At 55.8% G+C, this 25,323-nt stretch carries 24 protein-coding genes and 1 other annotated feature; of the genes, 8 read left to right on the top strand and 16 right to left on the bottom strand.

Annotated elements, in window-relative coordinates; translation table 11 throughout:
* Window positions 1-173 precede the first annotated feature (173 nt).
* On the top strand, window positions 174-920 hold the full coding sequence (locus tag ABLU67_RS05250; protein WP_014227323.1) for a GntR family transcriptional regulator: 747 nt from the start codon (window positions 174-176) through the stop codon (window positions 918-920).
* Here ABLU67_RS05250 and ABLU67_RS05245 read toward each other — a convergent pair.
* From ABLU67_RS05245 to ibpA, 3 genes are all read right to left on the bottom strand, one after another.
* The gene (locus tag ABLU67_RS05245; protein ID WP_004855675.1) at window positions 888-2,549 is read right to left on the bottom strand and encodes a putative transporter; all 1,662 of its coding nucleotides are present in this window, start codon (window positions 2,547-2,549) and stop codon (window positions 888-890) included. The genes ABLU67_RS05250 and ABLU67_RS05245 overlap by 33 nt on opposite strands.
* Window positions 2,550-2,745: 196 nt before the next feature.
* On the bottom strand, window positions 2,746-3,174 hold the full coding sequence (gene ibpB, locus ABLU67_RS05240; RefSeq protein WP_134898861.1) for a small heat shock chaperone IbpB: 429 nt from the start codon (window positions 3,172-3,174) through the stop codon (window positions 2,746-2,748).
* A gap of 117 nt (window positions 3,175-3,291) precedes the next feature.
* A complete protein-coding gene (gene ibpA / locus ABLU67_RS05235; protein ID WP_004126917.1) occupies window positions 3,292-3,705 on the bottom strand; it encodes a small heat shock chaperone IbpA in 414 nt (137 codons plus the stop codon).
* Window positions 3,699-3,773 (bottom strand) — a sequence feature (ROSE (Repression Of Heat Shock gene Expression) occurs in the 5'-region of heat shock genes and acts as an RNA thermometer to modulate expression.). Its footprint overlaps the gene before it by 7 nt.
* Window positions 3,774-4,076: 303 nt before the next feature.
* Here ibpA and ABLU67_RS05230 point away from each other — a divergent pair.
* Window positions 4,077-4,406, top strand: coding sequence for a YceK/YidQ family lipoprotein (locus tag ABLU67_RS05230; RefSeq protein WP_162097183.1), 330 nt, complete (start codon window positions 4,077-4,079; stop codon window positions 4,404-4,406).
* A 1-nt stretch (window position 4,407) separates the two neighbouring features.
* On the opposite strand, the gene ABLU67_RS05225 is transcribed toward ABLU67_RS05230, so the two are convergent.
* The 8 genes from ABLU67_RS05225 to ABLU67_RS05190 form a co-directional block, all read right to left on the bottom strand.
* Complete coding sequence (locus tag ABLU67_RS05225; RefSeq protein WP_348852187.1) at window positions 4,408-5,634, bottom strand: DUF3748 domain-containing protein; 1,227 nt, start codon at window positions 5,632-5,634, stop codon at window positions 4,408-4,410.
* A gap of 51 nt (window positions 5,635-5,685) precedes the next feature.
* Window positions 5,686-7,023, bottom strand: coding sequence for an MFS transporter (locus ABLU67_RS05220; protein ID WP_224237366.1), 1,338 nt, complete (start codon window positions 7,021-7,023; stop codon window positions 5,686-5,688).
* Window positions 7,024-7,202: 179 nt separating this feature from the next.
* Complete coding sequence (dgoD, locus tag ABLU67_RS05215; protein ID WP_025107562.1) at window positions 7,203-8,351, bottom strand: galactonate dehydratase; 1,149 nt, start codon at window positions 8,349-8,351, stop codon at window positions 7,203-7,205.
* Window positions 8,348-8,965 carry a 2-dehydro-3-deoxy-6-phosphogalactonate aldolase gene (locus ABLU67_RS05210; protein ID WP_348852186.1) on the bottom strand — a complete coding sequence of 206 codons (618 nt, stop codon included), beginning with the start codon at window positions 8,963-8,965 and terminating at the stop codon, window positions 8,348-8,350. Before ABLU67_RS05210 ends, dgoD begins: the two co-directional genes overlap by 4 nt.
* Window positions 8,949-9,824: a 2-dehydro-3-deoxygalactonokinase gene (locus tag ABLU67_RS05205; protein WP_224237365.1), complete on the bottom strand. Its 876-nt coding sequence runs from the start codon at window positions 9,822-9,824 to the stop codon at window positions 8,949-8,951. The genes ABLU67_RS05210 and ABLU67_RS05205 overlap by 17 nt, the downstream gene beginning before the upstream one ends.
* Complete coding sequence (gene dgoR, locus ABLU67_RS05200) at window positions 9,821-10,510, bottom strand: D-galactonate utilization transcriptional regulator DgoR (protein ID WP_348852185.1); 690 nt, start codon at window positions 10,508-10,510, stop codon at window positions 9,821-9,823. The genes ABLU67_RS05205 and dgoR overlap by 4 nt, the downstream gene beginning before the upstream one ends.
* 241 nt (window positions 10,511-10,751) lie before the next feature.
* Window positions 10,752-11,564 (bottom strand): sugar-phosphatase, encoded by an 813-nt coding sequence (gene yidA / locus ABLU67_RS05195; RefSeq protein ID WP_004855697.1) that lies wholly within the window; start codon window positions 11,562-11,564, stop codon window positions 10,752-10,754.
* Window positions 11,565-11,679: 115 nt separating this feature from the next.
* Window positions 11,680-12,705, bottom strand: coding sequence for an NAD(P)-dependent alcohol dehydrogenase (locus ABLU67_RS05190; protein WP_046877119.1), 1,026 nt, complete (start codon window positions 12,703-12,705; stop codon window positions 11,680-11,682).
* Between the two features lie 110 nt (window positions 12,706-12,815).
* Here ABLU67_RS05190 and ABLU67_RS05185 point away from each other — a divergent pair, with 110 nt between their 5' ends.
* Window positions 12,816-13,751, top strand: coding sequence for a LysR family transcriptional regulator (locus ABLU67_RS05185; RefSeq protein ID WP_025107559.1), 936 nt, complete (start codon window positions 12,816-12,818; stop codon window positions 13,749-13,751).
* Between the two features lie 32 nt (window positions 13,752-13,783).
* Here ABLU67_RS05185 and gyrB read toward each other — a convergent pair whose 3' ends face one another.
* From gyrB to dnaA, 4 genes are all read right to left on the bottom strand, one after another.
* Window positions 13,784-16,198 (bottom strand): DNA topoisomerase (ATP-hydrolyzing) subunit B, encoded by a 2,415-nt coding sequence (gene gyrB / locus ABLU67_RS05180; RefSeq protein ID WP_004126944.1) that lies wholly within the window; start codon window positions 16,196-16,198, stop codon window positions 13,784-13,786.
* A 28-nt stretch (window positions 16,199-16,226) separates the two neighbouring features.
* Complete coding sequence (gene recF, locus ABLU67_RS05175; protein ID WP_004126948.1) at window positions 16,227-17,300, bottom strand: DNA replication/repair protein RecF; 1,074 nt, start codon at window positions 17,298-17,300, stop codon at window positions 16,227-16,229.
* A gap of 148 nt (window positions 17,301-17,448) precedes the next feature.
* Window positions 17,449-18,549 carry a DNA polymerase III subunit beta gene (gene dnaN / locus ABLU67_RS05170; protein WP_004107206.1) on the bottom strand — a complete coding sequence of 367 codons (1,101 nt, stop codon included), beginning with the start codon at window positions 18,547-18,549 and terminating at the stop codon, window positions 17,449-17,451.
* A gap of 4 nt (window positions 18,550-18,553) precedes the next feature.
* Complete coding sequence (gene dnaA / locus ABLU67_RS05165) at window positions 18,554-19,954, bottom strand: chromosomal replication initiator protein DnaA (protein WP_004871826.1); 1,401 nt, start codon at window positions 19,952-19,954, stop codon at window positions 18,554-18,556.
* Between the two features lie 621 nt (window positions 19,955-20,575).
* On the opposite strand from dnaA, the gene rpmH reads away from it, so the two are divergent.
* From rpmH to mnmE, 5 genes are all read left to right on the top strand, one after another.
* Window positions 20,576-20,716 carry a 50S ribosomal protein L34 gene (gene rpmH, locus ABLU67_RS05160; protein WP_004871828.1) on the top strand — a complete coding sequence of 47 codons (141 nt, stop codon included), beginning with the start codon at window positions 20,576-20,578 and terminating at the stop codon, window positions 20,714-20,716.
* A gap of 15 nt (window positions 20,717-20,731) precedes the next feature.
* Window positions 20,732-21,091 carry a ribonuclease P protein component gene (rnpA, locus tag ABLU67_RS05155; RefSeq protein ID WP_004871829.1) on the top strand — a complete coding sequence of 120 codons (360 nt, stop codon included), beginning with the start codon at window positions 20,732-20,734 and terminating at the stop codon, window positions 21,089-21,091.
* Window positions 21,055-21,312 carry a membrane protein insertion efficiency factor YidD gene (gene yidD / locus ABLU67_RS05150; protein WP_004871831.1) on the top strand — a complete coding sequence of 86 codons (258 nt, stop codon included), beginning with the start codon at window positions 21,055-21,057 and terminating at the stop codon, window positions 21,310-21,312. Before rnpA ends, yidD begins: the two co-directional genes overlap by 37 nt.
* A gap of 2 nt (window positions 21,313-21,314) precedes the next feature.
* Window positions 21,315-22,961: a membrane protein insertase YidC gene (yidC, locus tag ABLU67_RS05145; protein WP_004855708.1), complete on the top strand. Its 1,647-nt coding sequence runs from the start codon at window positions 21,315-21,317 to the stop codon at window positions 22,959-22,961.
* 194 nt (window positions 22,962-23,155) lie between these two features.
* The gene (gene mnmE, locus ABLU67_RS05140; protein ID WP_025107558.1) at window positions 23,156-24,520 is read left to right on the top strand and encodes a tRNA uridine-5-carboxymethylaminomethyl(34) synthesis GTPase MnmE; all 1,365 of its coding nucleotides are present in this window, start codon (window positions 23,156-23,158) and stop codon (window positions 24,518-24,520) included.
* Window positions 24,521-24,818: 298 nt separating this feature from the next.
* Here mnmE and ABLU67_RS05135 read toward each other — a convergent pair whose 3' ends face one another.
* Window positions 24,819-25,319, bottom strand: coding sequence for a fimbrial protein (locus ABLU67_RS05135; RefSeq protein WP_025107557.1), 501 nt, complete (start codon window positions 25,317-25,319; stop codon window positions 24,819-24,821).
* Window positions 25,320-25,323: the final 4 nt, after the last annotated feature.

The following is a 25,323-nucleotide window of genomic DNA, read 5'->3' as shown; positions in this document are numbered from 1 at the left end:
TCATGGTTTTAATTGCGCCAATGTTGTCTACTTTTTAAGTAAAAATTAGACATTCTGAATTGCGCTGATTACGCCTCTGTAACGAAGCGTATTTATCCATATGTATTAACTCTATTTTTAAAGCTAATAATCCGTGCATCATCGTTTTCAACTGAGTGAATAGAGGTCTACTGGTGATCTACAAATCCATCGCCGACAGATTACGTTTGCGCCTCAACTCCTCCGATTTCGAAGTCGGCAGCCCGCTTCCCGGGGAAAAAAAGCTGGCGGAAGAGTTCGGCGTCGCGCGCATGACTATCCGCAAAGCCATCGATCTGCTGGTCACCTGGGGACTGGTGGTGCGTCGGCACGGCTCCGGCACCTACGTCGCCCGCAAAGACCTGCATCATGAAACCAGCAATCTGACCGGGCTGGCCGAGGTGCTGCGCAAGCAGGGTAAAGAGGTGGTCAGCCGGGTATTGGTTTTTGAGGTGATGCCCGCCCCCCCGGCTATCGCCAGCCTGCTGCGGATACAAATTGATGAACGGATCTACTTCTCGCGCCGGGTGCGCTATGTCGATGGCAAGCCGCTAATGCTGGAGGACAGCTATATGCCGGTGAAGCTGTTTCGCAATCTGTCGCTGGTGCATCTGGAAGGGTCGAAGTTCGATTACATCGAGAAGGAGTGTGGCATAACCATTAGCGGCAACTATGAAACGCTGTCGCCGGTGCTGGCGGACAGGCAGCTGGCGCAGTCGATGAACGTGCCGGAGCAGACGCCGCTGCTGCGTATAACCTCCCTTTCCTACAGCGACAGCGGCGAGTTTCTTAACTATTCAGTGATGTTCCGTAACGCCAGCGAGTATCAGGTGGACTACCACCTGCGGCGCGTCCAGGCGGAGAATCCGTTAACCTATCCCCCAGAACAGCACCGCCAGTAGCTGCGGCGTGATAATACGTAAGAACATGACCAGCGGATAAACGGTCGCGTAAGAGAGCGCCGCCGCGCCGCTGGTGGCATGCAGGTTGTTGGCAAAGGCCAGCGCGGGCGGGTCGGTCATTGAACCGGCCAGCATCCCGCACAGGGTCAGGTAGTTCATCTTCGCCAGCATCCGCGCCAGAATACCGACAGCCAGCAGTGGGATAGCGGTGATAAAGATGCCGTAGACAATCCAGCTCATGCCATCACCGTCAATCAGCGTCGCCACAAAATCGCCGCCGGATTTCAGGCCAACCACCGCGAGAAACAGCACAATGCCCAGCTCGCGCAGCGCAAGGTTAGCGCTGGGCGGCATAAACCAGTAGAGCTTACCGATGCTGCCGATACGCCCGAGGATCAGCGCCATAATCAGCGGCCCCCCTGCCAGGCCCAGCTTCAGCGCCGCCGGGAACCCCGGAATAAACAGCGGAATGGAGCCCAGCAGCACGCCCAGGCCGATACCGATAAATACCGGCAGCATCTGCACCTGCTGCAGTTTTTGCTGGGCGTTGCCCAGCTCGGCGGCCACCGCGTCAATCGCCTCCGGACGGCCGACGAGGTTAAGAATATCGCCGAACTGCAGGCTGGCATGGCTGCTGGCGACCAGCTCAACCCCGGCGCGATTGAGTCGCGAGATCACCACGTCATAGCGCTGTTTAAAGTGCAGATCGCGTATGCGTTTACCCAATACTTTTTCGTTAGTGACCACCACGCGCTCGACTTTCAGATCGGTACCGCGCGTGGAGAGCGAAGTGGAAACCTCCTTACCAATCACCAGCTGGGCATTGTGTAAATCCTCCGGTCGCCCGACCAGGTGCAGCAGGTCCCCAAGCTGAATCAGGGTATTCGGCGCGGGCACCATTAGCATCTCCTCACGCTTGAGGCGCGAGCAGATCAGCTTGTCGCTGTTAAGCATCGGCACATCCTGAATCGCCATATTGTTCAGGTTGGGGTTTTCGACCCGCACGTTGATGGTCTGAAGATGCGCGTGGCCGTTGCCGCTGATCTCGTCAAACTGCTGGGCTTCTTTCTCGACGTTGATGCGGAAAAACAGTCGCACCAGCCACATGGTCAGCAAAATGCCGCAGATGCCAAACGGATAGGCCATGGCGTAGCTCATCCCCATCTGATCGACGGTATCAAGCGGTACGCCAAGGTCGCGCAGGATCTGCTGCCCGGCCCCCAGCGCAGGCGTGTTGGTTACCGCGCCGGAGAAGATGCCGAGCACCACGGGAAGAGGGATATCGAACAGTTTATGCAGGACCGCGGTGACCAGGCCGCCGAGAATGACGATCAGAATAGCGAAGAGGTTCAGCCGCAGGCCGGAGACGCGCAGCGAGGCGAAGAAGCCCGGCCCCACCTGGATACCGATGGTATACACGAAGAGAATCAGGCCAAATTCCTGAATAAAGTGCAGCATAGGGCTGCTGAGCGTAATGCCCGCCTGGTCCACAAAGTGGCCGACGATAATACCGCCAAACAGCACGCCTCCGATACCGAAGCCGACACCGCGCACTTTTACATTGCCGATCCACAATCCGACGACCGCCACCAGCGCCAATACGCTAACGGTCAATGCTATATCACTCATCGTCTCTTCCCTGTGTATAACATTACTCACAATGAGGATTATGACCGGTACTCACCAGGCTGTATGCCGCCTGGCGCACAATAATCACGGGATCAGCCAACGACCATTTTGTTGAACACAGCAAGAAAGGACAAAGTAATGCGTATCACGCACAAAAAAGCCCCGAACATCGGGGCTTTATAGGTGGTTAGCTTAATTAGCTATCTAACGCGGGGCGCTCGCTGATGGCGATGCGCTGCGGTGCGATCTGTTCCGGCTCGTTGCGGGTCAAATCGATATGCAGCAGGCCCTTGGTAAAGGTTGCCCCGGAGACTTCCATATTTTCGGCGAGCGTGAAGCTCAGGCTAAACGCCTGGTTAACCAGCCCCTGATGCAGCCATTTGGTCTCTTTTTCCGGCTGCTGCGGCGCGCCTTTTACCGTCAGGCGCGTGCCTTCAAGCTGGATATCCAAATCTTCCTGACGGAAACCGGCCAGCGCAAGGGTAATGCGATAGTGGTTGTCGTCGCTTTTTTCGATGTTATAGGGCGGGAAGGTCTGGCTTTCACCGGCGGTTTGTAGCGCGTTGGCCAGTTTGTCAAAACCGATCCATTGACGCAGCAGCGGGGATAAATCGTAGTTACGCATAGTCTTTCTCCTTCTAAGAAGCGAGTGGATATCTGCAAATCCTGTGGATTCGCCTTTGCCCCCTGACGGCGGGCAGTTTTTTGAATGAATACCGGGCCGCCTTCGCGGCCCAACAAATTAGTTGATCTCGATACGGCGCGGCTTATTCGCTTCAGGAATAACTCGCTCAAGGTCGATATACAGCAGACCGTTTACCAGGTTGGCGCCGCGAATATGAATATTTTCCGCAAGCTGGAATTTACGCTCAAAATTGCGTTCAGCGATGCCCTGATACAGGTAAGTGCGCTCTTTCTGCTCGGCGGCATGGGCGCCTTTTACGATAAGCAGATTATCCTGCGCGGTAATTTCCAGTTCGCTCTCGGCAAAACCGGCAACGGCAATCGCGATGCGGTAGTTGTTCTCGTCTACTAACTCAACGTTGTACGGAGGATAGCCGCCATTACTCTGGCTTTGATTATTTTCTAACAGATTGAAAAGGCGGTCGAAACCAATAGCAGAACGATACAGCGGGGAGAGATCGAAATTACGCATAATACATAGCTCCTGAAATCAGCGAGAATTATCTGACCTTCCATCATGGACAGGCCGTTATTACCCGGAATACCCATTCGGCGTATTCTCCGGGAGACACATTCCTAAAATGGGTATATCCATGACCTTTTCAAGGGGAAATGGGCAATTTTTTTTGCAGTTTGCGGTCTATTGCTTAGACTGGAGGGACAGCACAAAAGGCAAAGTGCGACGCCTGCCACAGTGCGGCGCAATGGCACTATGCATCCATGGAATGGCCCGATATAACCGATATGTACGCCATTCTTCAGGTCGCGGCTCTGTTGGCTGCGCCCTGCATGATTTTGTACATAGAAGGTTCTATCAACGCCCGTAACGATGACGGAAAAATGATGAAAAACGGTCTGTTAAAGCTGGTCCTGTTTAGCGGGATGATAAGTTTAGGCGGTTGCTCCAGCGTGATGTCACATACCGGCGGTAAGGAAGGAACCTATCCGGGAACGCGCGCCAGCGCGCAAATGCTGGGAGATAGCGATGCCAACTGGGGTACGAAATCCCTGGTGGCGCTGGATATGCCGCTCACGGCCGTTATGGACACGCTGCTGCTACCGTGGGATATGTTCCGCACCGATAGCTCGGTTAAATCGCGCGTGGAAAAGAGCGAGAAAGAGACGCTGGCGACCAACGCAGTGATCCCGCCAGCGCCAATGCCGAACCCCTGATTTAGCGCGCCGTTGTGGTTACCCACAGCTGGCGGTAACCGTCCACCTCCTCCATCCAGGCAAGCCGTGTGCCGTCTGGCGAAAAGACGACCGCGTCGGCCGAAGGCGGATTGGCATGCTCATCGGTCAAAAAGTCGATTTCCCCGCTCCGCGCATCACAAAGCGCGATGCGGTTTTCCAGCACAAAGCCCAGCCATTTTCCTGATGGATGCCAGTTAAACGCCGACTGGATATCGGATCGGTTGTGGGTCAGCTGCCGCAGCTTGTCTCCCTGCGCCGAGATAAGCCACATTTGCACCACGCCGGCCTCGTCGCGCATCAGAAAAGCGATGTCCGTTGCCGACGGATTAGCGCGCACCCAATGACGCGGCGTATTCACCAGTCCCGGGTAACGGCGTTGGTGGGTAAACGTTAAGCGACGCTGAATAACGCCGGCAGGGGGAGCCGGCATCGTGGTTTCCGTTCCTGCCAATGGCGCATCGCCAGACTGCTTCCAGCCCTGTTCGCTCTCCGGCAGCTCGACAATAAATAGCTCCGGCACTTTGTCGCCATTTACCGCCAGCGTATCGCCAATAAACGCCAGCGCCCGGTTGCCCACCCAGCCCTCTTCATAGGCGCGATTAATCTCGTCGCTGCCCGGCGCGGGGGTCGGCGTTGTGCGGCTGACCAGCACGCACCAGTGGCTGCCGCCGTATTCTCGTGGATGATCCCCACGCGGTACTACCGGGCCATAGGGAACCGCCACGCCAACGTTGCGCAAATCCAGCGCCGGATCGCGTTCATGCAGCACGTGGTCGTTATAGGTAAAGCTGACAAATTCGCCGCTCGGGCTGAAGACATGCACATGGCTGCCGCCGCGCAGCGCGCCGGGAGTATAGGGAGCGGAAATATCCATCGCATCGAGGTTGTGCGTTTCGCCCTGCCAGGAGACCACGCCGCGACGATGGTGGAAATCGTAATGCCAGCGCTCGTCAGGGTTTTCCGGGCCGTGGATAAAGACATATTTATCTATCGATGGATGAACGGTCACCACGCCAACGTACGCGCCCTGTCCGGCACGGTAGAGGATCTCAACCTCTCCCGTCTCGACATTCGCCCGCTCGATGGTTTCGCCGGTAAAAGAGGCGCCAGAGGGACGAACGTCAAAGACCAGCCACCGGCTGTCCGCCGTCCAGGCGCGCGTGTTGGTAAGTTGATGATGACGGGGAGCAAAGGTGACTTGTTTCATAAACATACCCTGATGCGAGACTTTCGCATCAGGGTATCGTATCGGAAAGAATTAGCCTACTCGTTTGACATCCCCCACCAGCAGGATGTAAGAGAGCGCGCCCACCAGCGCAATAACGGAAATATAAACCAGCGCAGGAGCAAAACCATAGTCCTGGGCCAGATAGCCCACCACCAGCGGAACGGTGATACCGCCCAGCCCGCCGACGAAATTAAACATTCCACCGGTCAACCCGATAAGCCGCATCGGCGCAAGCGAAGAGACCAGCGACCAGGTAATGGAGGCGAAGCCGTTACCGAAGAAGGCCAGCGCCATCAGGACCATAATCCACACCGGATCGTTGGTATAGTTTGCGCCCATGATGCAGGTCGAGATCAGCAGGCCGCAGATAATCGGGGTTTTACGCGCGGCGCCTAATGAGAAACCTTTTCTCACCAGCCTGTCCGCCAGCCAGCCGGAGAGCAGCACGCCAACAAAGGCGGCAAGGAACGGAACTGTGGTCATAAAGCCCGCTTTCAGCGCCGTAATCCCCTTTTCCTGGGTCAGATAGTTAGGGAACCAGGTCAGGAAGAACCACAGCGTCGAGGTCACGGCAAACTGCCCAAGGTAAACGCCTATCAGTTTGCGATGGAATACCAGCTTCCAGTCGGCTTTGGTCAGCGGCTGCCGCGCCTCTTTTTTAACGGGCGCATCGCCGTCCACCAGACCACCGCCGTCGCAAATATAATCCAGCTCGGCTTTGCTGATGCTTTTCGTCAGACGCGGCGGCTGATAAACCTTAATCCAAATCAGTGACCATACGATCCCGATAGCGCCGGTAACGATAAATACCCAGTGCCAGCTCAGCATTTCCTGAATCCAGATTAATAGCGGGGTCAGGAATGCCAGCCCGACAAACTGGCCTGAGGTGTAAAAACCGACGGCTGATGCGCGCTCGTGCTCCGGAAACCAGCTGGTCACCATGCGATTATTAGTGGGAAACGCCGGGGCTTCAAAGATCCCGGTAATCGCGCGCAGGCCAATCAACGACATCAGTCCCGTGGCAAATCCCTGCAGTAGCGTCGCCACTGACCAGCCAAAAATAGCGATAAAGTAGGTTAGTCGCGATCCCACGCGGTCAAGGAACCAACCGCCGGGGATCTGGCAAAGCGTATACAGCCACGCGAAGGCGGAAAATACATATCCCATTTCCGCTTTGGTAATACCAAACTCTTCCTGAATATGCGCCGATGCCACGGCAAGGTTGGCGCGATCAACATAACAAATCACCACGGTAATAAAGATCATAATCAGCGTCAAATAACGACGACGCCCGGGTTTTGCAGCTGTAACTGAAATATCCATCGCAATCTGTCTCCAGATTTTGGGCATAGCGAGGCCGCTCACCATGCCCGGTAATTTACAGAGGGTTTATTTAAATTTTTTATTAATAACTTAACCGTAATGCGCTAAATAATTTGTGCTGGGGAAAGGCGGCAAATTTTCGCATTCCCAGGAGCATACATTAGTATGTGACTGGGATAAGAAAATGCAGCCAACGCATCAGCAGCGCAAAGTATGACGCGCATTTACCATTCGGCGACGCTACCATCCTCATGCCGCCACAACGGATTACGCCAGTCCGGCGCATTCTGACTTAATTCAATGACCCGCGCTTCATCGATTTCTACGCCAAGCCCGGGCTTCATTAATGGTTTAAAGAAACCGCCTTCCATATTGAAGTCGTCTTTATTTTTCACAAAGTCGAGTAATTCCGCGCCCTTGTTATAGTGAATGCCCATACTTTGCTCCTGGAAGACGGCGTTATAGGAGACAAAATCGACGTGCAGGCAGGCGGCAAGCGCAACAGGCCCCAGCGGGCAGTGCGGCGCCAGCGCCACGTCGTAGGCTTCGGCCATTCCGGCGATTTTATAGCACTCGGTAATACCGCCCGCGTGCGACAGATCGGGTTGGAGAATGGCCAGCCCACCGGCTTCCAGCACGCGTTTAAACTCGAAGCGCGAGAACATGCGTTCGCCCGCCGCGATAGGAATCGAGGTTTGCGCCGCCAGCCGCGGATAATATTCCGCCTGCTCGGCAAGAACCGGCTCTTCAATAAACAGCGGGCGATATTGCTCCAGCTCTTTAATCAGCACCTTCGCCATTGGCGCGCTAACGCGGCCGTGAAAATCGAGACCGAACTCAATTTCATTGCCGAACGCTTCGCGAATTTGCGCGACGGTATTCACCGCCGCATCCACCGCGCGAGAATTATCGATCAGCCCCAGCTCTTCGCAACCGTTTAATTTGAAGGTATCAAAACCAATACCGCGCAGCTTCTTGATGCCATCAATCACCTCTGCCGGACGGTCGCCGCCAACCCAGCTGTAGGCTTTGATTTTGTCACGCACCAGGCCGCCCATTAGCTGCCAGACCGGCGCGTTCAGCACTTTGCCTTTAATATCCCACAGCGCCTGGTCGATACCGGCGATGGCGCTCATTAAAATCGGGCCGCCGCGGTAAAAGCCCGCGCGGTACATCACCTGCCACAGGTCGTTAATCCGCGCCGGATCCTGGCCTATGAGATATTCGCCGAGCTCATGCACCGCCGCCTCTACGGTGCGCGCGCGCCCTTCAATCACGGGCTCGCCCCAGCCAACCACGCCTTCGTCGGTTTCAATTTTTAGAAACATCCAGCGCGGGGGTAAACGATACGTGGTGAGTTTGGTTATTTTCATTGCACTGCCTCTCGATACGCTTTAACAAATGCTGCCGCCTGCCGTTGGGTACGCTCTACGGATTGGCCAGCGCGATAGAGATCGCTGCCCAGCCCGGCACCGGTACAGCCTGCTTTTATCCACTGCGCCAGATTTTCCGGCGTCACGCCGCCCACCGCAAAAACGGGCACCTCCGGCGGCAAAACGGCCTTTAGCGCTTTGATGTAGTCAGGGCCAAAAGCCGAAGATGGGAAGACTTTCAACGCCTGAGCCCCGGCGTCCAGCGCGGCGAACGCTTCCGTCGCCGTCGCGCATCCGGGACAAACCGTCATGCCGTAGCTCACCGCTCGGCGAATGACCTCGGGCTGAATATTGGGCGTGACGATAAGCCTGCAGCCCATTCGGGCAAGCTGGTCCACCCGCTCTGCATTAAGCACGGTGCCCGCGCCAATCTGCGCCTTATCACCATAAGCCTCAACAACGGCAGGAATACTCTTTTCCCACTGCGGTGAGTTGAGCGGAATTTCAACGGCGTCGAAGCCGGCGTCGATCGCCGCCCCCACGTGCGCCAGCGCCTCTTCCGGCGTAATCCCGCGCAGGATAGCGATAAGCGGTAAGTTAGTTTGCCACTGCATGGATGATGCTCCTTATTCCTGTCTGAAATGCGTTGTCGCCCGACACCACGGTGGTCTGACGGCCAATGGCGCTCAGGGCCTGCTGATAGCGGTTCGCCAGCGCCTCGCCGGCGACAATGGTGACCTGCTGGTCGCGAAAGCGTTGGCTCAGGGTGGCGACTTCCGCACCAATCAGCAGTCCCGACAGAAACTCGCCGACATGCGCGCGCGGCAGCGAACCCAGCACGTGTGAAGCGCGAACTTCAAAAAGCTGCGGCAGGATGTCTGGCGAATGCAGGCCGCGCTCAAGCCCGGCATTAAACGCGTCAGGAGCGGAGACCTGCTCCGGTAACCCGGCGCCGACCAGCGAGTGGCGCAGCAGCAGGTGGTGAAGTTCGCCGGTCATCACCGTGCGAAAGTCGTTAATTTGTTGGCGGTCTGCCTGCACCCATTTGCAGTGGGTGCCGGGCATCACGTAGACGGAAGAAGGGGCTATCGCCCGCGCGCCGAGGAGCTGAGTCTCTTCGCCGCGCATCACATTATGGTTATCGTCGCGAGAGACGCTGAGTCCGGGAATAATCCAGACGTTGTCGCTAACGGCAGTTAATTGTTCACCAATGGCGGAGAAATGAACGGGAACCGGCAAGTAGGGTACCGCCTGCCAGCCGACGTTACTGCCGACCATTCCTGCCATCACCGCCGGGGTCACGCCGTCGCGCCAGCCCCGGGTTATTTCGCTAAACACCGCGGCGGGGGAGTGTCCGTTCAGACGCGTGACGCCTGCTTCCGATTGCCTGCTCTCCAGGCACCGTTCGCCCTGATAGAGCCAGGCGCGCAGGTTGGTCGATCCCCAGTCAATTGCGATGTAGCGAGATGTCATGCGATTTCCTTTAACCTTCGTGTCGAGCTGGCGATCATGGTGAGCGCCGCCTGCTCCGCCGCTTCGCTGTCCTGATGCCGGATGGCGTCAAACAGCGCCTTATGTTCCTGGAGCGTTTTCGGCATGTTGGCCTCATCGCCCATCCACGTTCTTTCAAATACCGCCCGCTGTAGCGAGCTGATCGCCACGTTGAGCTGCTGCAGAACCGGGTTATGCACCGACTGCAGCACCGCCTCGTGATAGCGAATATCCGCTTCGTTAAACGCTTCCCTGTCCTGGTTATTGGCGATCATGTCGTTGAGCGCGTCTTCTATTTGCGCCAGGTCGCTCGACGTCGCGCGCTCTGCCGCCCAGCGGGCGATCGCGGGTTCAACCAGGTTACGTACCTCGCTCATCGCGCTAATCAGCCGCGGGTCGTAATCACTCTCCAGCACCCACTGTAAAACGTCGGTGTCGAGATAATTCCACTGGTTGCGCGGGGTAACGAACGCGCCGCGATAGCGCTTCATTTCAATCAGCCGCTTAGCCATCAACGAACGGAACACTTCGCGAATGATATTGCGCGAGGTGGCAAACTCCTCACACAGGTCGGCTTCAGCGGGCAGCGCAGAGCCGGGAACGTATTTGCCGCTGACAATCTGCTTGCCCAGCGTGATGACGATGCGATCGGTTTTATTGAGAGTCATGGAAAGTCCTTGTGCTCTGGATGTCTCTCTACTTTACCGCGACAGGCGGTTTTAACCGCAACTTTGTAGTACTAACGTGATGTCACTCGTCATCGCCATGGACACAATGTAGTACAACACAAACATGTTGTACTACAATTTAGATCACAAAAACGACAATTCGGTTTGGTGATTTTGCGGCGGGGTAAACTCAAGGCATAAAAAAACCCGCGATTAACGCGGGTTTTTCAGAAAGAGATTTTTAGTTTAAGACATATTTTTCAATAGCATATGCCACACCGTCTTCCAGGTTGGATTTGGTGATAAAGTTTGCCGCTTCTTTGACGGCCGGAATCGCGTTATCCATCGCCACGCCGACGCCAGCGTATTCAATCATCGCGATGTCGTTTTCCTGATCGCCAATCGCCATCACCTCTTCCGGCTGGATGCCCAGCGCATCGGCCAGCGATTTCACGCCGGTACCTTTGGTGACGCGTTTATCAAGAATTTCAAGGAAGTACGGCGCGCTTTTCAGCACGGTGTACTTCTCTTTCACCTCAGCCGGAATACGGGCGATAGCTTTGTCCAGAATCGCCGGCTCATCGATCATCATCACTTTCAGCAGCTGGATATTCGGATCCATCTTTTCGGCTTCGCAGAAGACCAGCGGGATCGTCGCCACGTAGGATTCATGTACCGTGTAATAGCTCACATCGCGGTTCGCGGTATACAGGGTGTTACGATCGAGCGCGTGGAAATGGGAGCCGACATCGCGGGCCAGCTGTTCCAGATAGCGGTAGTCGTCGTAGCCCAGCGCGGTTTGCGCAACGGTACTGCCGTCGCTCGCCTTCTGCACTAAAGCACCGTTATAGGTGATGCAGTAATCTCCAGGCTGCTCCATATGCAGTTCTTTCAGATAGCTGTGCACGCCAGCGTAAGGACGGCCGGTGGTCAGCACCACGTTGACGCCGCGTTCACGGGCTGCGGCAATCGCGGTTTTCACCGCAGGAGAGATAGTATGGTCAGGCAGCAGCAGCGTGCCGTCCATATCGATTGCAATCAGTTTAATAGCCATGAAATCCCCGGGTAAGATGAGTCCTTACTCATGCTAACGCGATTAAGCCCACAAAAATAGAGCTACATTGCGCAGCAGAACCCCCCCTTTTAGGCAAGATCCGGGGAACGGGGTCTTACTCGCGGGTGAGCACGATTTTGCCAAACGCACCGCGATCGAGGTGTTCAAGCGCCTGTGCAAGCTGGTTAAAGCGGTAACGGTGCTCAATCACCGGTTTCAGCCTGGTCACGTCAACGGCGCGGACAAAATCTTCCAGTGCGCGACGGTGCCCCACGCCAATACCTTGAATCACCGGGGATTTCAGCAACAGTTCGCCCGCGGGCAGCGAGATTTCACTGCCGGCCAGCACGCCGATGACCGAAATACGCCCATGAACCGCCACGGCGCGCAGGGAATGCCTCAGGTTCTCCCCGCCAACGGTTTCAATGATGTGGTCGATGCCGCGATCGTTCGTCAGTTCGTATATCCCTTCAGCCCAGTCGCCTTTAAGCCGGTTGATGCCATAATCGGCGCCGAGTTGTTTGGCCCGCGCCAGTTTTTCATCGCTCCCGGACGTGACAAAAACCTCTGCCCCCTGCGCTTTGGCAATTTGCAAAGCGAATATCGCCACACCGCCCGTGCCCTGCACCAGTACCGATTGCCCGGCGCGTAAATGACCGCGCTCCACCAGCGCGAACCATGCGGTAAGCCCGGCGCACGGTAACGTGCTGGCCTCTGCGTCATCCAGGGTTTCCGGGGCGGCCACCAGCCCGTTTTCATTCACAATCACGTACTCAGACAGCATGCCCTGGAAGTAACCGCCGGTCGTTTTATAGGGCAAAGTGCGGGCGTCCGCTGTTGGCCTACCGTCGATCCACTCCGGGAAAAAGGTCGAGATGACGCGAGCGCCGGGTGTGAAACGCGTGACGCCCTCGCCCGTGCTTTCCACCACTCCCGCCATATCGGACGCCGGCGTAAACGGGAAGGAAAGCGCAATCGGCATGGTGCCTTCAATGACCATTTTATCGCGATAGTTGAGCGCAACGGCGTTCACCCGTACGCAGACTTCACCCGGCCCTGGCTGCGGAACAGGCGCCTGGATGAGTTTGAGGTTGTCGCGCCCGAGGGCGTCCATGGACCAGCGTTGCATTGTCTCAGTCATTTTTTCTCTCCTGCCATTAAATAAGCTTCAGGAGCGACAGTCTACCGTTGACTCAGGGTCGCCAGTGGCGATAAGTTTTCCCATTATTGATGAAAGAAAAGATACAATCCATGACCGATACGCTGAAGGATATTCCGGTTTTTGTGGCCGCCGTTGAGGCTGGGAGTTTTGCTCAGGCCGCAATCCGTTTGCATTTGTCGCGTTCGGCGGTAGGAAAGAGCATCGCTCGCCTTGAGGAGCGACTGGGGGTACGTCTGTTTCAACGAACGACCCGCAGCCAGAGCCTGACCGACAACGGCGCCCTTTTTTATGAACACTGCCTGCGCGCGCTGGAGGAAATTCGGGGCGCAGAATCGCTGCTGGAAACGGGGAAACAGCAGGTCAGTGGCCGCCTGCGCGTGGCCATGCCGGTGCTGTTTGGCCGCCAGTGCGTCGCCCCGCTGCTGATCGCGCTGGCGCAGGAACATCCAGGCCTTGAGCTGGAGATGTCATTCAGCGATCGCGTGGTGGATCTCGTCGAGGAAGGGTTTGATATGGCGGTGCGTAACGGCACGCTTCAGGACAGCAGCGTTCTGGTCGCCAGAAGGCTGGGAGAACACCGCATGGTGCTGTGCGCCGCGCCGGATTATCTGCTGAAGAAGGGCACGCCGCAAAGCGTTGATGATTTACTCCATCATGCGGCCATTAACTATCTGCAGGCAGGCAGAGTGCTCTCCTGGCAGCTTATGGATAGCGAAGGTGCCTCGCACACCTTCACTCCCCGTTCATCGCTCAATATGGATGATTTGCAGGCGATCTGCGATGCTGCGCTGGCCGGACACGGCATTGCATGGCTGCCCTGCTGGATGGTCAGCAAAGAAATTCATCAGGGAAAACTCGTTCCGCTGTTAAAGCAGGCGCCGGATGTGCGCTTCGACGTTCACGCGGTCTGGCAACAGACGCCGCATCTACCGCTGAGGGTGAGAATTGCCGTCGATACGCTCGCCAGCCGTTTACCGTCCATAATGTCGCTGGACAGGCCTGCGCCCACAAAAAAGCCGCGCTAAACGCGCGGCCTGAGTATGGCGGTGTACGACGATTAAATATCGATGTTTGCCGCTTTGAGGGCGTTCTCTTCGATAAAGGCGCGACGCGGTTCAACGGCGTCCCCCATCAGGGTCGTGAACAGCTGGTCAGCGGCAATCGCGTCCTTGACGGTCACGCGTAGCATGCGGCGGCTGTCCGGATCCATGGTAGTTTCCCACAGCTGATCCGGGTTCATCTCACCAAGACCTTTATAGCGCTGGATAGAGAGTCCGCGACGGGACTCTTTCACCAGCCAGTCCAGCGCCTGTTCGAAGCTGGCCACCGGCTGACGACGTTCGCCGCGCTCAATAAAGGCATCGTCTTCAATCAGACCGCGCAGCGTTTCGCCCAGCGCGCAGATACGGTGGTATTCCGGCCCGGTGACAAACTCGTGATCCAGCGGGTAGTCGGTATCCACGCCGTGGGTACGCACGCGAACGATCGGCTCAAACTGCTGCAGCTCGGCGTTCTCGCGGACATCAAATTTCCACTGGCTGCCGTGCTGCTCTTTCTCGTTCAGCTCGCTCACCAGGGCGTTGATCCAGCGCGTTACGGTCTGCTCGTTCGCCAGGTCGGCCTCCGCCAGCGTCGGCTGATAGATAAGCTCTTTCAGCAGGGCTTTAGGATAACGACGTTCCATACGCGTAATCATTTTCTGCGTGGCGTTATACTCGGCAACCAGTCTCTCCAGCGGCTCGCCGGCTAAGGCCGGCGCGTTGGCGTTGGTATGCAAAGTGGCGCCATCCAGTGCGATGGAGATTTGGTACTGATCCATCGCTTCGTCGTCTTTAATGTACTGTTCCTGCTTGCCTTTCTTCACTTTGTACAGCGGCGGCTGGGCAATGTAGACGTGTCCGCGCTCAACGATTTCCGGCATCTGGCGATAGAAGAAGGTCAGCAGCAGCGTACGAATGTGCGAGCCGTCGACGTCCGCATCGGTCATGATGATGATGCTGTGGTAGCGCAGTTTGTCCGGATTGTACTCATCGCGGCCAATGCCGCAGCCCAGCGCGGTAATCAGCGTCGCCACTTCCTGAGACGCGAGCATTTTGTCAAAGCGCGCTTTCTCAACGTTAAGGATTTTACCTTTCAGCGGCAGAATCGCCTGGTTCTTACGGTTTCGCCCCTGTTTCGCAGAGCCGCCCGCAGAGTCCCCTTCCACTAAGTACAGTTCAGAGTGCGCGGGGTCGCGTTCCTGGCAGTCCGCCAGCTTGCCCGGCAGGCCAGCCAGATCCAGCGCGCCTTTACGGCGAGTCATTTCACGCGCGCGACGTGCGGCTTCGCGCGCGCGCGCCGCGTCGATGATTTTACCGACCACGATTTTGGCGTCAGACGGGTTTTCCAGCAGGTATTCGTTCAGCAGTTCGTTCATCTGCTGTTCGACCGCCGATTTCACCTCGGAAGAGACCAGCTTGTCTTTGGTCTGCGAGGAGAATTTCGGATCCGGCACCTTCACGGAGACCACGGCAATCAGGCCTTCACGGGCATCGTCGCCGGTGGCGCTGACTTTCGCTTTTTTGCTATAGCCTTCTTTATCCATGTAGGCGTTCAAGGTACGGGTCATTGCCGCACGGAAGCCTGCAAGGTGGGTACCGCCGTCGCGCTGCGGAATGTTGTTGGTAAAGCAGTAGATGTTTTCCTGGAAACCATCGTTCCACTGCAGCGCAACTTCAACGCCGATGCCGTCTTTTTCGGTGGAGAAATAGAAGATATTCGGGTGGATCGGCGTTTTGTTTTTGTTCAGATATTCGACGAACGCTTTGATACCGCCTTCGTAGTGGAAATGATCTTCTTTACCGTCGCGCTTGTCGCGCAGGCGAATCGACACTCCGGAGTTCAGGAACGACAGCTCGCGCAGGCGTTTTGCCAGAATCTCGTATTCGAATTCGACCACGTTGGTAAAAGTTTCGTAGCTCGGCCAGAAACGAACCATGGTGCCGGTTTTTTCGGTTTCGCCGGTAACCGCCAGCGGCGCCTGCGGCACGCCGTGGGCATAAATCTGACGGTGAATTTTGTTATCGCGCTGAATGACCAGCTCCAGCTTCTGCGACAGGGCGTTAACAACGGAAACGCCTACGCCATGCAGACCACCGGAAACTTTATACGAGTTATCATCGAATTTACCGCCCGCGTGCAGAACGGTCATGATCACTTCCGCCGCCGACACGCCCTCTTCCGGGTGAATACCGGTCGGAATACCGCGGCCGTCATCCTGTACGGAGACGGAGTTGTCGCTGTGGATAGTAACAACGATGTCTTTACAGTAACCTGCGAGCGCTTCGTCGATAGCGTTATCCACAACCTCGAATACCATGTGGTGCAGACCGGTGCCGTCATCCGTGTCGCCGATATACATACCCGGGCGCTTACGCACCGCATCCAGCCCTTTCAGGACTTTGATACTGGAGGAGTCATAAGAATTCGACATCAACGTTTCTCGCTCATTTTATCTTAGGTTAATCCGCTATTTTACCCTTTTCCACGGTAAACATCTTCGAATTTTCGTCCGACATGTCCATAACGTGTTCAGCGCTAATGGCGCTGACGAAAACCTGCGACTGCGTGGCTTTTAAGCGGCTGGCCAGCAGCCCGCGCCGCGCGTCGTCAAGTTCCGAGGCAAAATCATCTATCAGGTACAGGCAGCGCCGCCCGCTTTCACGGGTCAGAAACTCGCCTTGCGCCAGTCGTAGGGCGCACATCAGCAGCTTAAGCTGCCCGCGTGACAATGTATCCTCTACCGGCGCGCCGTCGGCACGAATGCGGAAATCCGCTTTGTGCGGGCCGTGGGCGGTATAGGTTAGCATGCGGTCGCGTTCGAAATTTCGCTCCAGCACCTCGGCATAATCCGTTTCTTTCTCCCAGCCGCGCTGGAAAGAGAAGGTGAGAGCAAACTCCGGTAAAAACTGCCGACAGGTATCCGCCATGTCTTCGACGATAGCGGCACTGTATTCGGCCCGCCAGCGGCTGATTTGCTCCGCCAGCGGTATCAGCTCCAGATCCCAGGGCCGCAGCTGCGCATAGCGGCTGACCTGACGCAGCGCGGCGTTGCGCTGCTTCACCAGGCGCTTCAGGTTGCTCCAGGCGGTAAAGAATCCGGCTTCGTTGTGGAAGCATCCCCAGTCAAGGAACGCTCTTCTGTATTTGGGGCCGCCGTTGAGTAAAGTAAACCCCTCGGGCGTAATCAGCTGCATCGGCATCAGGTGCGCCAGCTCCGCCACTTTATGCCCGTCGGTACCATCGATACGCACCTTGCTGTCGCCCTGCTTATCTTTTGTCAGGCCGATAGATACTTCTCGCTCTTCGCCCTGCAGGCGACCGTGCAGGACAAAGGACTCCTGCTCGTGACGAATCACGCGGCCAATCTGCAAACTACGAAACGCCCGACCGTGGCCAAGCGTGTAGATAGCTTCAAGTACGCTGGTTTTGCCGCTGCCATTGGCGCCAACCAGGAAGTTAAAGCCGGGGGATAGGGCGAGATCCGCATTTTCAATATTGCGGAAGTCTTTGATTAGAAGTCGGGATAGCGACATATCAGCTCGTCATCATTCAAGGGGCGTGGGTGTCGCAGCCAGTTCGTCTACCGCCAGCGCGCAGAAAGCGGAGCGTACACGAAGTACGTGAGCATTTCGAGCACTGCCGGAAGGCGAAATGGCAAGTAAACCAGCCCCTTTGCAGATTCTACAATCGCATAGGCATGACGACATAGGCTGCGGATTGAGAAGCCGCATCCTCAATCTGCACGCTCGACACGGAATCGGTCAGCAGAATACGCACATTCTCGCACTTCAGCGCGTTAAGCACATCCAGTACATAGCTGACGTTAAAGCCGATTTCCATCTCAGTCCCGGCATAGGTGACGTCCAGAATCTCTTCCGCTTCTTCCTGTTCCGGGTTATTGGCGGTGATTTTCAGCTGATTTTCACTGACGTAAAGGCGCACGCCGCGAAATTTTTCGTTAGAAAGAATCGCCGCGCGGGCAAAGGCCTGCTTGAGAATATCGCAGCCGGCGTCCAGGTGCTTATCCGGGTTTTTCGGCAGTACGCGGCGATAGTCAGGGAAACGACCATCTACCAGCTTTGAAGTGAAGATAAAGTCGCCAACGTGAGCGCGGATATTATTGCTGCCGATCTGCACGCGCAGCGGGGTATCGCCGCCGTCGAGCATACGCATCAGCTCAATCACGCCTTTACGCGGTACGATCACCGAATGATTGGGCAGGGACTCTTCCAGCGGCATCGAGCAAACCGCCAGGCGGTGGCCGTCGGTCGCCACGGTGCGCAGTTCGCTGCCTTCGGTTTCAAACAGCATGCCGTTCAAGTAATAGCGAACGTCCTGGTGAGCCATCGAAAACTGCGTCGCCTCGATCAGGCGCTTCATGGTCGCCTGCGGCAGGGTAAATTCAACTTCGCTCTGCCAGTCATCAAGGTTGGGGAAATCCGCTGCAGGCAGCGTAGAGAGCGAGAAGCGGCTGCGACCGGAACGCACCAGCATACGCTCGCCTTCCAGCTGTACCGCGATCTCCGCGCCTTCAGGCAGGCCGCGGCAGATATCAAAAAATTTACGCGCCGGAACGGTTGTTGCTCCCGCTTCGTGCGGCTGAATCAGCGCAACGCGCGCGACCATTTCCATTTCCAGATCGGTACCGGTCAGCGACAGCGCGCCATCGGTAACCTGAAGGAGCAGGTTGCCAAGAATCGGTAGCGTCGGACGACCACCTAAAGGACCGCTCACCTGTTGCAGCGGTTTTAATAAATGTTCACGTTCTACGGTAAATTTCATAGCGTCACGAGGATAATGTTCTGATTAAATTGGAAAAATCTTCTTTGATATCGTGGCTTTCTTCACGCAGTTGCTCAATCTTACGGCAAGCGTGCAGGACGGTGGTATGGTCGCGGCCGCCAAACGCATCGCCGATTTCCGGCAGACTGTGGTTGGTCAGCTCTTTTGCCAGCGCCATCGCCATCTGGCGGGGGCGCGCCACCGAACGGGAGCGGCGTTTAGACAGCAGGTCCGCTACCTTAATTTTGTAATACTCCGCCACCGTCTTTTGAATATTGTCGATGGTGACCAGTTTTTCCTGTAAAGCCAACAGATCGCGCAGCGCTTCGCGTACGAAATCGATGGTGATCGCCCGGCCGGTAAAGTTGGCGTTGGCGATAACGCGGTTCAGCGCCCCTTCCAGCTCACGTACGTTAGAGCGCAGGCGCTTGGCAATGAAGAACGCCACTTCGCCCGGCAGGCGGATGTCGTTTTCATCGGCTTTTTTCATCAGGATCGCCACGCGGGTTTCCAGCTCAGGCGGCTCGATCGCAACCGTCAGCCCCCAGCCGAAGCGTGATTTCAGACGATCTTCAACCCCGTTGATCTCCTTCGGATAGCGATCCGACGTCAGGATGATCTGCTGATTGCCTTCCAGCAGGGCGTTAAAGGTGTGGAAAAACTCTTCCTGCGAGCGCTCTTTATTAGCAAAAAACTGAATGTCATCGATCAGCAGTGCGTCAACGGAGCGGTAATAGCGCTTAAATTCTTCAATGGCGTTGTTTTGCAGGGCTTTTACCATGTCCTGTACAAAACGCTCGGAGTGCATGTAAACCACTTTCGCATTGGGTTTACGCGCCACAATTCCGTTACCCACCGCATGTAAAAGGTGCGTTTTACCCAGGCCGGTGCCGCCATAAAGAAACAGCGGGTTGTACGCGCCGCCGGGATTATCCGCAACCTGACGCGCCGCCGCGCGAGCCAGCTGGTTGGATTTACCTTCGACGAAGTTATCAAACGTATGTTTGACGTTGACGTTAGAGCGGTAGGTCGGTTCTGCCGGCGCCGGAACGTTATCCCAGCCCGGACGCACGATAGTGGGCGCAACGCGCGCCGTCTGGATCTGCTGCGCAGGTGCTGCGGCCGCAACGCTTACCGTACCTCTCTGCATCTGAACGGCAGGCTTAGCGCCCACCTCAAACCGCAGCTGTGGGGCATCCGCACCGCAAAAATCATTGAGGAGTCCATTGATATTATTGAGGTATTTATCCCTTACCCAATCGAGCACAAAACGGTTTGGCGCATACAGTGCCAGCGTGTTATCGCTCAATTCCGCCTGCAAAGGGCGTATCCACATGCTGAATTCTGTGGCTGGTAACTCATCCTGCAATCGGGCAAGACACTGCTGCCAAAGCGAAAGTGACACGGCGGACTCCACTCGAACAAAAATCGATATATAAAGAGAAACTGAAACAATCGTGATTGTTGGCACACGTCGACAAGACCCTGCATAGCCGAAAAGCCCCTGCACAAAAGGGGTGACGTGCGAACCGCTATCTGCGGTTATTACCCGATGCGGATCTCTGGATCCCGATCGGGACCGGGGATCATAGCCTAAACTGAGAAAGAGATCTTGTGTTTCTCAACAGATTCTTCCCGATTTATCCACAGGAAGGATCGAAGCTGGGTAAGTGTAATCGATCCTGGCTGGAGTGGGGCACGATTTCAGCCGCATATTGGAAAAATTAATGAACTATCCTGGTTTTGGGCTTAATCGATCTAACAAAGATCCTTTGCGATCCTTGCGCTTTATCCACCAGGTCGTATAATCCACCACCCGGCGCGTAAAGCCCGTTTTCCGCAGCGTGCCATCGCCTGTTTTTTGTGCGGCAAGGTGCGAGAAATAAGGAAAGAGAATTGACTCCGGAGTGTACAATTATTACAATCCGGCCTCTTTAATCACCCACGCTGAGGCGTAGGCCGTTCGAAATTCGTTCGGATTTACGCGAAAGTCAGTGAAATTATTCAAGTTTAGGTAGAAATCGCCATGAAACGCACTTTTCAACCGTCTGTACTGAAGCGCAACCGTTCTCACGGCTTCCGTGCTCGTATGGCTACTAAAAATGGTCGTCAGGTTCTGGCACGTCGTCGTGCTAAAAGCCGCGCTCGTCTGACCGTTTCCAAGTAATAAAGCTAACCCTGAGTGGTTAAGCTCGCATTTCCCAGGGAGTTACGCTTGTTAACTCCCAGTCATTTCACTTTCGTCTTCCAGCAGCCATTACGGGCTGGCACGCCGCAAATCACCATCCTCGGCCGCCAAAATTCGCTGGGGCATCCCCGCATCGGTCTTACCGTCGCCAAGAAAAACGTCAAGCGCGCGCATGAACGCAATCGGATTAAACGTCTGACGCGTGAAAGCTTCCGTTTACGTCAACATGAACTCCCGCCAATGGATTTCGTGGTGGTGGCGAAGAAAGGGGTTGCCGACCTCGATAACCGTGCTCTCTCGGAAGCGTTGGAAAAATTATGGCGCCGCCACTGTCGCCTGGCTCGCGGGTCCTGATAGGCCTGATTCGGGTCTATCAGCGCCTGATTAGTCCGCTACTCGGGCCGCACTGTCGTTTCACGCCGACCTGTTCTCAATACGGAATTGAGGCATTGCGCAGGTTTGGATTGATAAAAGGCAGTTGGTTGACGGTGAAACGCGTATTAAAATGCCACCCTTTACACCCTGGTGGTGACGATCCCGTCCCGCCTGGACCATTTGATACCAGAGAACACTAACGATGGATTCGCAACGCAATCTTCTTATCATCGCTTTGTTGTTCGTGTCTTTCATGATCTGGCAAGCCTGGGAGCAGGATAACAATCCTCAACCCCAGCAGCAGACCACGCAGACAACGACCACAGCAACGGGTAGCGCCGCCGACCAGGGCGTACCGGCCAGTGGCCAGGGGAAACTGATTACGGTAAAAACCGATGTGCTTGACCTGACCATCAACACCCGCGGTGGTGATGTTGAGCAAGCGCTGCTTCTGGATTATCCGAAAGAGCTGAAGTCAACTGAGCCGTTCCAGCTTCTGGAAACCACGCCGCAGTTTACCTATCAGGCGCAGAGCGGCCTGACCGGTCGTGATGGCCCGGACAACCCGGCTAACGGACCGCGTCCGTTGTATAACGTCGATAAAGATGCGTTTGTGATGGCTGATGGCCAGAACGAAATCGTCATTCCTCTGACGTACACCGATAAAGCAGGCAACGTATTCACCAAAACTTTCACCCTGAAGCGCGGTGAATATGCGGTGAACGTCGGCTATAGCGTGCAGAACGCCAGCGAAAAACCGCTGGAACTGTCGACCTTTGGCCAGCTGAAGCAAACCGCCAACCTGCCGACGCATCGCGACACGCAGACCGGCGGTCTGACGACGATGCACACCTTCCGTGGCGCGGCGTACTCAACGTCTGAAACGAAGTACGAAAAATACAAATTCGATACTATCGTCGATAACGAAAACCTGAACGTCAGCACCAAAAACGGCTGGGTTGCCATGCTGCAGCAGTACTTTACTACCGCATGGGTTCCGCAGAACACCGGTACTAACAACTTCTACACCGCGAATCTCGGCAACGGTATTGTGGCAATCGGCTACAAATCTCAGCCGGTTCTGGTGCAGCCGGGTCAAACCGATAAGCTGGAAAGCACCCTGTGGGTCGGCCCGGCTATTCAGGACAAAATGGCCGCCGTTGCGCCGCATCTTGACCTGACCGTCGACTACGGCTGGCTGTGGTTTATCTCTCAGCCGCTGTTCAAACTGCTGAAATGGATCCATAGCTTCCTGGGCAACTGGGGCTTCTCCATCATCGTCATCACCTTTATCGTTCGTGGCATCATGTACCCGCTGACTAAAGCGCAGTACACCTCCATGGCGAAGATGCGTATGCTGCAGCCGAAGATTCAGGCAATGCGCGAGCGTCTGGGCGACGACAAGCAGCGTCAAAGCCAGGAAATGATGGCCCTGTATAAAGCTGAGAAGGTTAACCCGCTGGGTGGCTGCTTCCCGCTGATTATCCAGATGCCAATCTTCCTTGCGCTGTACTACATGCTGAGCGCCTCGGTTGAACTGCGTCATGCGCCGTTTATCCTGTGGATCCACGACCTGTCTGCGCAAGACCCGTACTACATCCTGCCGATCATCATGGGCGCGACGATGTTCTTCATCCAGAAGATGTCTCCGACCACCGTGACCGACCCGATGCAGCAGAAGATCATGACCTTTATGCCGGTCATCTTCACGGTGTTCTTCCTGTGGTTCCCATCCGGTCTGGTGGTTTACTATATCGTCAGCAACCTGGTCACCATTATTCAGCAGCAGCTGATTTACCGTGGTCTGGAGAAGCGTGGCCTGCATAGCCGCGAGAAGAAAAAATCCTGATTCTCTTCATTCTTCAAGCCGCAGATGCGTTGGCTTCGTTAGTTCGCCCCGGTCACTTACTTCAGTAAGCTCCCGGGGCCTCTCTAACTTGCCGCCTTCCTGCAACTTGAACTATTTCGAGAATCTACGGCAAAGTTAATGCCAGAGAAGGCGGTCAATAGACCGCCTTTTTTACATCTACATAGAGAGTCACCATGAGCCATAACGACACTATCGTCGCCCAGGCAACCCCACCGGGACGCGGTGGTGTGGGCATTCTGCGCATCTCTGGCCTGAAAGCGCGCGACGTTGCGCAGGCGGTGCTGGGCAAGCTGCCGAAGCCGCGCTATGCCGACTACCTGCCGTTTAAAGACAGCGACGGCAGCGCGCTGGATCAGGGGATTGCGCTGTGGTTCCCCGGCCCGAACTCCTTTACCGGCGAAGACGTGCTGGAGCTTCAGGGCCACGGCGGCCCCGTTATCCTCGACCTGCTTCTGAAACGCATTCTGACGCTGCCGGGCGTGCGCATCGCCAGGCCCGGCGAGTTCTCCGAGCGCGCGTTTTTAAACGACAAGCTCGACCTGGCACAGGCAGAAGCCATTGCCGACCTGATCGACGCCAGCTCCGAGCAGGCGGCGCGTTCTGCGCTGAATTCGCTGCAGGGCGCATTCTCCACTCGCGTAAACCATCTTGTGGAAGCGCTGACGCACCTGCGCATCTACGTGGAAGCGGCCATTGATTTCCCGGACGAGGAGATCGACTTCCTCTCCGATGGCAAAATCGAAGCCCAGCTAAATGACGTTATCGCCGATCTTGACGCCGTGCGCGCCGAAGCGCGCCAGGGTAGCCTGCTGCGCGAAGGGATGAAGGTCGTCATTGCCGGGCGGCCGAACGCCGGGAAATCAAGCCTGCTGAACGCGCTGGCGGGCCGGGAGGCGGCTATCGTCACCGATATTGCCGGTACCACCCGCGACGTGCTGCGCGAGCATATCCATATCGACGGTATGCCGCTGCACATCATTGATACCGCCGGCCTGCGCGATGCGAACGATGAGGTCGAACGTATCGGCATCGAACGCGCCTGGCAGGAGATTGAACAAGCCGATCGCGTGCTGTTTATGGTCGATGGTACCACCACCGATGCGACCGATCCGGCAGATATCTGGCCAGATTTTATCGCCCGTCTGCCGAAAAACCTGCCGATTACCGTGGTGCGCAACAAGGCGGATATCACCGGCGAAACGCTGGGGCTGAGCGAAGTGAATGACCACTCACTTGTTCGCCTTTCGGCGCGTACCGGCGAAGGCGTAGACGTGCTGCGTAATCATCTCAAGCAGAGCATGGGCTTTGAAACCAATATGGAAGGCGGCTTTCTGGCGCGCCGCCGCCATTTGCAGGCGCTGTCCGACGCCGCAGAGCATCTTCAGCAGGGTAAAGCGCAGCTACTGGGCGCCTGGGCTGGCGAGCTGCTGGCGGAAGAGCTGCGCCTGGCCCAGCAGAGCCTGAGCGAAATCACCGGCGAGTTTACCTCCGACGACCTGCTGGGACGCATTTTCTCAAGTTTCTGTATCGGTAAATAAGCTCAGTATGTGAGCATTGACTAACCCGCATTAACTGATTGTTAATGTGGGTTTTTATTGTTTGTACTGGCGCGTAGTCGTGCGGGACCATCCGCGATTTTGTATTCTGAATTAAAAACGCTGTGTCATTGTTCACTTTTTACGCTAAAAATCACATCAAATGTTTAGCGGCAAGCAAAAGAACTCACGAACTGCACCTGCATAAATCATATCGAGATTTCATTACTGACCGCCTGCAGTCTGATGAAAGCACAGCGCGATAACCTGACAGGGCAGAAAAATATCTACCCTGTCATTTTCATTCATATGAGAGGGTATAAGTCGCCGTCGCATTCACTGTTCCGGGAACCACATCGCCTGTTCTGTAGAATCTGGCGCCAAGGGTAATCACTTCGCTGGTCTGTGAATTTTCGATAATTGTCCAGGAACTCCCGAGTGGGACAGGCCTGTTGTTATTGTTGGGCTCCAGTAATTGCGTACCGACCCCCTCCGCGGTACCGGTATTTACCATGACCGTGTTATTGTCACTTACGCTGGTGCCGTCAATCTGTATTATTACTTTCGTACCGCTGATACAACTTAGCGGGATATTGAGTCCAACCTGATTAGCCGTTGAACCCACAGAAGGTAAATCCGCCCGGTCAACCGTACCCAAAGAAAGCGTAAAATCTGTAGCGCCATCTACTGTGCAGGATTGAGCCGTCAAATTTCCCGTAATATGAATATTGCCCCCGTCAGCCTCAGCTAATGACGCTATCGCTAGCAGTAACAAAGGGAGAAAAAATAAACGCAGAAACATATTC

This window comes from Klebsiella sp. GN_Kp190, from assembly GCF_040061795.1.
GTDB lineage: Bacteria > Pseudomonadota > Gammaproteobacteria > Enterobacterales > Enterobacteriaceae > Klebsiella > Klebsiella michiganensis.
This window is presented reverse-complemented; position numbering and strand designations above follow the sequence as displayed.

Excerpts from the sequence above, each read along its gene's own strand:
- ABLU67_RS05245 (WP_004855675.1), bottom strand. The coding sequence starts at position 2,549 with ATGAGTGATATAGCATTGACCGTTAGCGTATTGGCGCTGGTGGCGGTC.
- rpmH (WP_004871828.1), top strand. The coding sequence starts at position 20,576 with ATGAAACGCACTTTTCAACCGTCTGTACTGAAGCGCAACCGTTCTCAC.
- gyrB (WP_004126944.1), bottom strand. The coding sequence starts at position 16,198 with ATGTCGAATTCTTATGACTCCTCCAGTATCAAAGTCCTGAAAGGGCTG.
- yidC (WP_004855708.1), top strand. The coding sequence starts at position 21,315 with ATGGATTCGCAACGCAATCTTCTTATCATCGCTTTGTTGTTCGTGTCT.
- yidA (WP_004855697.1), bottom strand. The coding sequence starts at position 11,564 with ATGGCTATTAAACTGATTGCAATCGATATGGACGGCACGCTGCTGCTG.
- ABLU67_RS05225 (WP_348852187.1), bottom strand. The coding sequence starts at position 5,634 with ATGAAACAAGTCACCTTTGCTCCCCGTCATCATCAACTTACCAACACG.
- mnmE (WP_025107558.1), top strand. The coding sequence starts at position 23,156 with ATGAGCCATAACGACACTATCGTCGCCCAGGCAACCCCACCGGGACGC.
- dgoR (WP_348852185.1), bottom strand. The coding sequence starts at position 10,510 with ATGACTCTCAATAAAACCGATCGCATCGTCATCACGCTGGGCAAGCAG.
- yidD (WP_004871831.1), top strand. The coding sequence starts at position 21,055 with ATGGCGCCGCCACTGTCGCCTGGCTCGCGGGTCCTGATAGGCCTGATT.
- ABLU67_RS05135 (WP_025107557.1), bottom strand. The coding sequence starts at position 25,319 with ATGTTTCTGCGTTTATTTTTTCTCCCTTTGTTACTGCTAGCGATAGCG.
- ABLU67_RS05190 (WP_046877119.1), bottom strand. The coding sequence starts at position 12,705 with ATGACTGAGACAATGCAACGCTGGTCCATGGACGCCCTCGGGCGCGAC.
- ABLU67_RS05230 (WP_162097183.1), top strand. The coding sequence starts at position 4,077 with ATGAAAAACGGTCTGTTAAAGCTGGTCCTGTTTAGCGGGATGATAAGT.
- ABLU67_RS05205 (WP_224237365.1), bottom strand. The coding sequence starts at position 9,824 with ATGACATCTCGCTACATCGCAATTGACTGGGGATCGACCAACCTGCGC.
- ABLU67_RS05185 (WP_025107559.1), top strand. The coding sequence starts at position 12,816 with ATGACCGATACGCTGAAGGATATTCCGGTTTTTGTGGCCGCCGTTGAG.
- ibpB (WP_134898861.1), bottom strand. The coding sequence starts at position 3,174 with ATGCGTAACTACGATTTATCCCCGCTGCTGCGTCAATGGATCGGTTTT.
- ABLU67_RS05220 (WP_224237366.1), bottom strand. The coding sequence starts at position 7,023 with ATGGTGAGCGGCCTCGCTATGCCCAAAATCTGGAGACAGATTGCGATG.
- dgoD (WP_025107562.1), bottom strand. The coding sequence starts at position 8,351 with ATGAAAATAACCAAACTCACCACGTATCGTTTACCCCCGCGCTGGATG.
- dnaN (WP_004107206.1), bottom strand. The coding sequence starts at position 18,549 with ATGAAATTTACCGTAGAACGTGAACATTTATTAAAACCGCTGCAACAG.
- ibpA (WP_004126917.1), bottom strand. The coding sequence starts at position 3,705 with ATGCGTAATTTCGATCTCTCCCCGCTGTATCGTTCTGCTATTGGTTTC.
- ABLU67_RS05210 (WP_348852186.1), bottom strand. The coding sequence starts at position 8,965 with ATGCAGTGGCAAACTAACTTACCGCTTATCGCTATCCTGCGCGGGATT.
- recF (WP_004126948.1), bottom strand. The coding sequence starts at position 17,300 with ATGTCGCTATCCCGACTTCTAATCAAAGACTTCCGCAATATTGAAAAT.